The following is a 7,732-nucleotide window of genomic DNA, read 5'->3' on the forward strand; positions in this document are numbered from 1 at the left end:
TCCCCGACCCCTACGGCGTCGCCGACCCCCGCGGCATCCGTGACTCCCACGGCGTCCCCGACCTGCTCGGCTTCTCGGGGCGCCGCTATCTGGTGACCGGCGTCCTCAACGACGACTCGATCGCCTGGCACACCGCGCGGGCCCTCCAGGAGGCGGGCGCGGAGGTCCTGCTCACGGGCTTCGGGCGGACCCGGCGGATCACGGAGGCGGCGGCCTCCGGCCTCCCGTTCCCGGCCGACGTCCTGGAGCTCGACGTGACGCGCCCCGAGGACCTCGACGCGCTCACGAAGGAGCTGGAGCGCCGCTGGGGCGCGGTCGACGGCGTCCTGCACGCGATCGCCGCCGCCCCGCAGTCCGCGCTCAGCGGCAACTTCCTCACCACGCCCGTCGAGAGCGCGACGCTCGCCCTGCGCACGGCGGCGTTCTCGCTGCACTCGCTGACCACCGCGCTCGCCCCGCTGCTGCGCGAGGGCGGGGGCGCCGGCGCGGCCAGGGGCAGCGTCGTCGGGCTCGACTTCGACTCGTCCGGGGCCTGGCCGGGGTACGACTGGATGGGCGTCGGCAAGGCCACGCTCGGCGCGGTCTGCCGCTACCTCGCGCTCTATCTGGGGCACTCCGGCATCCGCGTCAACCTCGTCGCCGCCGGCCCGGTCGAGACCGTGGCCGGGCGGGCCGTCAGCACCTTCGACCGGATCGCCGACCGCTGGGAGCAGGAGGCGCCGCTCGGCTGGAGCCGCGCCGATCCGGCCCGGCTCGTCGGCCCCGTCCTGTTCCTGCTCTCGGACCTGGCGGCCACCGTCACCGGGGAGATCGTGCACGCGGACGGCGGGATGCACGCCGTCCGCATGGGGGCGAACGCCGTCGGCGAACCCCCGGGCATCGGCGCCCCGCCCCGCGCCGGCAAGGAGGACCGCTCATGACCGCGGCGATCGTCGGCATCGGCTCCGCGCTGCCCGAACGGGCCGTGCCCAACAGCCACTTCGCCGCCATCGGCTCCTCCGACGAGTGGATCGTCAAGCGGACCGGGATCCGGCAGCGCCACTTCCTGCCGGAGGACGGGCACCTCGCCGACCTCGCGCTCGCCGCCTCCCGTACGGCGCTGGCGCAGGCGGGCCGCACCGCGCGGGACGTGGGGCACGTCGTCGTGGCGACCACGACCCCCGACCGGACCACCCCGGGCCTCGCCGTGGAGGTGGCCGCCCGGCTGGGGGCGGACCGGGCCGCCGCGTTCGATCTGCACGCGGCCTGCGCCGGGTTCGTGTACGCCCTGGACCACGCCGTCGCCCTGGTCGAGTCCGGCCGGGCGAGCACCGTCCTGGTCTGCGGCGCCGAGGCGCTGACCCGGATCACCGACCACGAGGACCGCTCGACGGCGGTCCTGCTCGGCGACGGCGCCGGGGCGGTGGTGGTGGCGGACGTGGACACGGGCGGCGCTCCCGAACCCGCGTTCCGGCTCGGCTCGGACGGGGACCTGATCCCCCTCCTCTACGCCGACCGCTACGACCGGAAGCTCCGGATGGACGGCCCCGAGATCTTCGTCCAGGCCGTGGAGAGGATGAGCGAGGCGGCCCGGGACGTCCTCGCGCGGCGGGAGCTGACCGCCGACGACGTCGACCTGTTCGTCGCCCACCAGGCCAACGCGCGCATCGTACGGGCGGTGGGCAAGGAGCTCGGCGTCCCCCCGGAGCGGCTCTACCTCAACGTCGACCGCGTCGCCAACACCTCCTCGGCCTCCATCCCCCTCGCCCTCCGCCAGGCCTGGCAGGAGGGCCGCCTCGGCCCGACGGGCCTGCTCGGGGTGGCCGCGTTCGGCGCGGGCGTCACCTGGGGCGCGGGCGTGATCGGCTGGCGCCTGACGGACGGGGACACGGGGACGGCACCATGAAGGCCCCGCCCTTTCCCGTACTCGCCGAGCTGACCGCCCCCGACGGCGCCACGCTCGTGGTCCGGGTCCACGCCCGCCCCGAGCCCACCGCCCCGGTCGTGGTCGTCCTCCCCGCGATGGGCACCGCCGCCCGCCACTACACCCCGCTGGCGCGGGCGCTGCACCGGCGGGGCGCGACCGTGGTGACGACGGACCTGCGGGGCCACGGCGAGAGCACCCCGGTCCCGGCGCGCGGGGTCCGCTTCGGCTACCGCGAGCTCGTCGAGCACGACATCGGCGCGGTCCTCGACGCCGTCGAACGCGCCTTCCCCGAGGCGCCGAGGCTGCTCCTGGGGCACAGCCTCGGCGGCCAGCTCGGTCTGGTGCACTGCGGTCTGCTCCGGCCGCGCCTCGCGGGGGTCGTGCTCGTCGCGAGCGGTTCGGCGTGGTGGCGCGCGCTCGGTACGGGGGCGGATCCCCGGCCGGGTGCGCGGTGGCTCGTACGGAGCCTGCTGTGCGTGGCCGGTGCGGAGCTGCTCGGGTACTGGCCGGGGCACCGGTTCGGCTTCGGCGGGCGCGAGTCGGTGGGCGTGATGCGGGACTGGGCCCGGCAGATGCGGACCGGGCGGTACGGGGCCGTGGGCGCCGCCGCCGACTACGAGGAGGCGCTGCGGGGCGTCGGCCTGCCCGTGCTCGCCGTCGACGTCGAGGGCGACGCGCTCGCACCGCCCCGGGCCGTGGACCACCTGTGCGCGAAGCTTCCCTCGGCGCGGGTCGAGCGCTGGAGCTACCGCTCGTCGGACGCCGGTGGCCGCCCGCTGGACCACTTCCGCTGGATCCGGCACCACGCGGGCCTGGTCGAACGGATCGCGGTGTGGGCGGGGTTCCCACCGGTCCCGGCCGGGCCCGCTCCCGCCCCGTCGGGTGCCCGGGCGTGAGCGCGCGGGGCGAGGAGGCGTTCCTGCTCGGCGCGCTGTTGCCCGGCCGGGTGCACTGGGCCGAAGAGACCCACGAGCACGCCCCTCTGTGGCTCTTCGCCGAGGAGGAGGCCCTGATGGCGCGCGCCGTGCCCGGCAGGCGGCGCGAGTTCGCGGCGGGCCGGCGCTGCGCGCACCGGGCCCTCGCCGCCCTCGGGGTCCCGGCGGCCCCGCTCCTGCGGGGGCGGCGCGGGGCGCCCGCGTGGCCCGCGGGCACGGTCGGCAGCATCACGCACTGCTCCGGATACCGGGGCGCGGCGGTGGCACCGGCCGCCCGTCTCCTCGGCCTCGGCATCGACGCCGAGCCGCACGCGCCGCTGCCCTCCGGGGTCCGTGAGGCGGTGGCGTTCGGCCCGGAGGAGGCGCGGCTGCGCGAACTGGCCGTCCTGCGGCCGGACATCGCCTGGGACCGGCTGCTGTTCAGCGCCAAGGAGTCCGTCTACAAGGCCTGGAGCGGTCACGGGGGCGGCCTGCTCGGCTTCGAGGACGCCGAGGTGCACCCGTACCCGCCCCCGCGCGCGCGTGCGGAAGGTTCCGGGGCCGCCGGCCGGTTCCGGGCGCGGCTTCTGGTCGCCCCGGGCGTCCCGTCGCCGGCGGGGCCGTACCCCTTCCCCCGCGTGCTGCCCGGTCGCTGGCTCGTCCGCGGGGGCCTGCTGCTGACCGCGGTCGCCGTCCCCCGCCCCGTACCGCCGCCCCCGAACCGTACGGACCCGAAGGAGCACCTCTGATGAGCGTCGACGACGGCACCGTTCCCGTACTCCTCGCCCGGAGCGCGGCCGCGCATCCCGGCCGGACCGCGCTGCGGCTCGGCACCGACGCGCTGACGTACGGGGTGCTCGACGACCTCGCCGACCGGGCCGCCGCGCTGCTCCACGCGCGCGGGGTCGGGCCCGGCGACCGGGTCGCGCTCATGCTCCCGAACAGCACGCTGTTCGCCGTGCTCTACTACGGCGTCCTGCGCGCGGGCGCGATCGTCGTCCCGCTCAATCCGCTGCTGCGCGCGGGCGAGGTCCGGCACTGTCTGGCGGACGCCGAGGCGGCGCTGCTCCTCGCCTGGCACCGGGACGGCGAGGAGGCCGCCGAGGGCGCGCGGCTCGCGGGCACCCCGCACCTGGCGGTCGAACCGGCGGAGTTCACGCAGCTGTTGGCGGCCCACGCGCGCGTGGAGGCCGTTTCCCGTACGCCCGAGGACACGGCGGTCGTGCTCTACACCTCCGGCACGACCGGGGCCCCGAAGGGCGCCGAGCTCACCCACCGCAACATCCGGCGCAACGTCGACGAGGGCGTGCGGGTCCTGCGTCTCGGGCCCTCGGACGTGGTCTTCGGCGGGCTGCCGCTCTTCCACTCCTTCGGGCAGGTGATGGGGCTCGGCTGCGCGGTGGCCGTGGGCGCCTGTCTGACCCTCATGGCCCGCTTCGACCCGGCGGGCGCGCTCGCGCTCGTCGCCCGGGACCGGGTGACGGTCTTCCTCGGCGTCCCCACCATGTACGCGCTGCTGCTGCGGCACCCGGACCGCGCCCGGTACGACGTGTCCTCGCTGCGGGTCTGCCTGTGCGGCGGCTCGCCGCTCCCGGTGGCGGTGCTGAACGGTTTCGAGTCCGCGTTCGGCTGCGCGGTCCTCGAAGGGTACGGCCTGTCCGAGTCGTCGCCGCTGGCCTGCGTGAACCGGATCGACCGGCCGCGCTCCCCCGGCACGATCGGCGTCCCGATCGAGGGCGTGGAGATGCGCGTGGTGGACCGGGACGGCAAGGAGGTCCCCGACGGCGAGGTCGGCGAGCTCGTCGTACGGGGCCACAACGTCATGAAGGGGTACTGGCGCCGCCCGGAGGCCACCGCCGAGACGGTACGGGACGGCTGGCTGCACACCGGCGACCTCGGCACCCGGGACGCGACGGGCGACTTCCGGGTGGTCGACCGCGTCAAGGACGTCGTGATCCGGGGCGGGTTCAACGTGTACCCGAGGGAGGTGGAGGAGGTCCTCCACCTCCACCCCTGCGTGGCGGAGGCCGCCGTCCTCGGCGTCCCGCACCCGGTGCACGGGCAGGAGGTCGCCGCCGCGGTCGTCCTGCGGCCCGGCAGCCGGATCTCCCCCGCCGAACTGCGCGCGCACGTGCGGGAGCGGGTCGCCCCGTACAAGTACCCGCGCCGGGTCTGGCTCACGGACGCCCTGCCGAAGGGCCCGACGGGGAAAGTCCTCAAGCGGGAGATCGTCCCGCCGGAAGGGGTGTAGGGGCCTACTCGTCCCCGGCGTCCGGGTCGGCCCACAAGGAGCGGACATGGCCGAGGTGACGCTCCATGCACGCCTCGGCCGCGGGCGCGTCCCCGGCGATCATCAGGTCGAGGAGTTCGACGTGCTCCTCGGCGGAGGAGACCAGCTTGCCGGCCTCGTCGAGGCCGGTCAGGCCGTACAGCCGGGAGCGCTTGCGCAGGTCTCCCACGGTCTCGACGAGCCGCTCGTTCCCGGAGAGGGCCAGCAGCGCGAGGTGGAAGCGGCGGTCCGCCTCCAGATAGCCGATGAGGTCGTGCTCGCGGGCGCGCGAGACGATCTCCTCGGCGACCGGGCGCAGCTCCTCCAGCTGTTCCCGGGTGGCCCGGCGGGTGACCCGGCCGATGGTGGGGACCTCGATGAGGGTGCGGAGCTCGGTGTACTGGTCGAGGTCCCGCTCGCTGACCTCGGTGATGCGGAAGCCCTTGTTGCGGACGGGCTCGACCAGGCCCTCCCGGGCCAGGTCGAGCATGGCCTCGCGGACCGGGGTCGCGGAGACGCCGAGGTCGGCGGCGAGGCCGGGGGCCGAGTAGACCTGGCCGGGGCGCAGTTCGCCGGCGATCAGGGCGGCGCGAAGGGCGTGGCCGACCTGGTCGCGGAGCCGTTCCTGCGCCCTGACGAGGCCGTACTGTTTCAGGTCACCCATCGTGCGTCCTCCGAGAAGTCACGGAGGAGCATCGTACAATGTCACGTTTCCCCGGCCCATCACCATCGTCTCAGAGCAGGAATCCGGCGGGGAACGGGTCGTCGGGGTCGAGGAAGTACTGGGCCGTGCCGGTGATCCAGGCGCGGCCGGTGACGGTCGGGACGACGGCGGGCCGTCCGCCCACGGTCGTCTCGTCGACGATGCGCCCGGTGAACTCGGTGCCGATGAAGGACTCGTTGACGAAGTCGGTGCCCGGGGCGAGCAGTCCGCGGGCGTGCAGCTGGGCCATGCGGGCGCTGGTGCCCGTGCCGCACGGGGAGCGGTCGAACCAGCCGGGGTGGATGGCCATGGCGTGGCGCGAGCGGGTCGCGTCGGAGCCGGGGGCGGTCAGATAGACGTGCTTGACCCCGGCGAAGGCCGGGTTCTCGGGGTGGACGGGCCGGTCGGGACCGGCGTTGACGGCGTCCATGACCGCGAGCCCGGCGGCGAGCAGTTCCTGCTTGCGGGCGCGGTCGAACGGCAGGCCCAGGGCGTCGAGGTCGACGAAGGCGTAGAAGTTGCCGCCGTACGCGAGGTCGTAGGTGACCGTGCCGTACCCGGGGACGTCGACCTTGAGGTCGAGCCCGACGGAGAAGGCGGGGACGTTGGTGAGAGTGACGGAGCGGGCCCGGCCGTCCTCGACGCGGACGTCGACGCTTACCAGCCCGGCGGGGGTGTCGAGGCGGACGGTGGTGACCGGTTCGACGACCGGCACCATGCCCGTCTCGACGAGGACGGTGGCGACGCCGATGGTGCCGTGGCCGCACATCGGAAGGAGGCCGGACACCTCGATGTAGAGGACGCCGTAGTCGGCGTCGGGGCGGGTGGGCGGCTGGAGGATCGCGCCGCTCATCGCCGCGTGGCCGCGCGGCTCGTACATGAGGAGGGTGCGGACGTGGTCGAGGTGCTCGGCGAAGTGGAGTCGCCTCTCGGCCATGGTGGCGCCGGGGATGATCCCGAAGCCGCCGGTGATGACGCGGGTGGGCATGCCTTCGGTGTGGGAGTCCACCGCGTGGTAGACGTGGCGGGTGCGCATGGGGTCCCCCTTCTGATGGGTGGATGACGGGCTCTGCTCGTGGCCTCGGCGAGGGCCTTCCGGTGGTGGGAGGGCTCGGCTACGCGTGGCCCTCGGCGAGGGCCTTCTCCGTGGCGGCGCGCACGACGGCCTCCTGTTCGGGCGTCAGCGGGAGGCGGGGCGGCCGGGTGGCGCCGCCGGTGTGGCCGGCGAGGTCCATGGAGAGCTTGATCGCCTGCACGAACTCGGTCCTGGAGTCCCAGCGGAGGAGCGGGTGCAGCGAGCGGTAGAGCGGCAGCGCGACGGCGAGGTCGCCGGCGACGGCGGCGCGGTAGAGGGTGGCGCAGGCGCGCGGGAGGGCGTTGGGGTAGCCGGCGATCCAGCCGACGGCTCCGGCGAGGGCGAGTTCGAGGAGGACGTCGTCGGCGCCGACGAGCAGGTCGAGGCCGGGGGCGAGTTCGGCGAGCTCGTAGGCGCGGCGGACGTCGCCGCTGAACTCCTTGACGGCGACGACGCTGCCGTCGGCGTGGAGGCGGGCGAGGAGCGCGGGGGTGAGGTCGACCTTGGTGTCGTACGGGTTGTTGTAGGCGACGACGGGCAGCCCGGCCTCGGCCACCTCGGCGTAGTGGGCGCGTACGGACCGCTCGTCGGCCCGGTAGGCGTTGGGCGGCAGGAGGAGGACCGAGCCGGCGCCGGCCTCGGCGGCCTGTTCGGCCCAGCGGCGGGCCTCGGCGCTGCCGTACGCGGAGACGCCCGGCATGACCCTGGCCCCGTCCCCGGCGGCCTCGACGGCGGTACGGACGACCCGGGCGCGCTCGTCGTCGGTGAGGGTCTGGTACTCGCCGAGGGAGCCGTTCGGGACGACGCCGTCGCAGCCGTCGGCGATCAGCCGGGCCACGTGCCGCGCGTAGGCGTCGTGGTCGAC

General features: G+C 75.4%; 8 protein-coding genes. 5 read left to right on the forward strand and 3 right to left on the reverse strand.

The genetic code is table 11. The annotated features are described in order from the left end of the window. The first annotated feature begins 62 nt into the window (after window positions 1-62). The 5 genes from fabI to CCN56_RS28845 are packed head-to-tail and all read left to right on the forward strand — an operon-like array spanning window position 63 to window position 5,071. Entirely contained in the window at window positions 63-920 is an 858-nt protein-coding gene (fabI, locus tag CCN56_RS28825; protein ID WP_086830923.1) for an enoyl-ACP reductase FabI, read from the forward strand. Beyond that, window positions 917-1,885, forward strand: coding sequence for a beta-ketoacyl-ACP synthase 3 (locus CCN56_RS28830; protein WP_086830917.1), 969 nt, complete (start codon window positions 917-919; stop codon window positions 1,883-1,885). Before fabI ends, CCN56_RS28830 begins: the two co-directional genes overlap by 4 nt. Further along, a complete protein-coding gene (locus CCN56_RS28835) occupies window positions 1,882-2,802 on the forward strand; it encodes an alpha/beta fold hydrolase (RefSeq protein ID WP_086830918.1) in 921 nt (306 codons plus the stop codon). Before CCN56_RS28830 ends, CCN56_RS28835 begins: the two co-directional genes overlap by 4 nt. A gap of 23 nt (window positions 2,803-2,825) precedes the next feature. Then, window positions 2,826-3,569: a 4'-phosphopantetheinyl transferase gene (locus CCN56_RS28840; protein ID WP_373412910.1), complete on the forward strand. Its 744-nt coding sequence runs from the start codon at window positions 2,826-2,828 to the stop codon at window positions 3,567-3,569. After that, the gene (locus CCN56_RS28845; protein WP_086830919.1) at window positions 3,569-5,071 is read left to right on the forward strand and encodes a long-chain fatty acid--CoA ligase; all 1,503 of its coding nucleotides are present in this window, start codon (window positions 3,569-3,571) and stop codon (window positions 5,069-5,071) included. Before CCN56_RS28840 ends, CCN56_RS28845 begins: the two co-directional genes overlap by 1 nt. Before the next feature lie 4 nt (window positions 5,072-5,075). Here the strand turns inward: CCN56_RS28845 and CCN56_RS28850 are convergent, their stop codons facing one another. The 3 genes from CCN56_RS28850 to CCN56_RS28860 all read right to left on the reverse strand — a co-directional run. After that, a complete protein-coding gene (locus CCN56_RS28850) occupies window positions 5,076-5,753 on the reverse strand; it encodes a GntR family transcriptional regulator (RefSeq protein ID WP_086830920.1) in 678 nt (225 codons plus the stop codon). Between the two features lie 70 nt (window positions 5,754-5,823). Next, a complete protein-coding gene (locus CCN56_RS28855; protein WP_086830921.1) occupies window positions 5,824-6,828 on the reverse strand; it encodes a proline racemase family protein in 1,005 nt (334 codons plus the stop codon). A gap of 79 nt (window positions 6,829-6,907) precedes the next feature. Next, a partial coding sequence (locus CCN56_RS28860) for a dihydrodipicolinate synthase family protein (protein ID WP_086830922.1) occupies window positions 6,908-7,732 on the reverse strand: 825 nt, incomplete at its 5' end.

The sequence above is a fragment of the Streptomyces sp. NRRL B-24572 genome (assembly GCF_002156145.1).
Taxonomy (GTDB): domain Bacteria; phylum Actinomycetota; class Actinomycetes; order Streptomycetales; family Streptomycetaceae; genus Streptomyces; species Streptomyces vietnamensis.

What these genes read in the sequence shown, in the direction of transcription:
- CCN56_RS28830 (WP_086830917.1), top strand. Translation starts at nt 917, where the DNA reads ATGACCGCGGCGATCGTCGGCATCGGCTCCGCGCTGCCCGAACGGGCC.
- CCN56_RS28850 (WP_086830920.1), bottom strand. Translation starts at nt 5,753, where the DNA reads ATGGGTGACCTGAAACAGTACGGCCTCGTCAGGGCGCAGGAACGGCTC.
- CCN56_RS28835 (WP_086830918.1), top strand. Translation starts at nt 1,882, where the DNA reads ATGAAGGCCCCGCCCTTTCCCGTACTCGCCGAGCTGACCGCCCCCGAC.
- CCN56_RS28855 (WP_086830921.1), bottom strand. Translation starts at nt 6,828, where the DNA reads ATGCGCACCCGCCACGTCTACCACGCGGTGGACTCCCACACCGAAGGC.
- CCN56_RS28845 (WP_086830919.1), top strand. Translation starts at nt 3,569, where the DNA reads ATGAGCGTCGACGACGGCACCGTTCCCGTACTCCTCGCCCGGAGCGCG.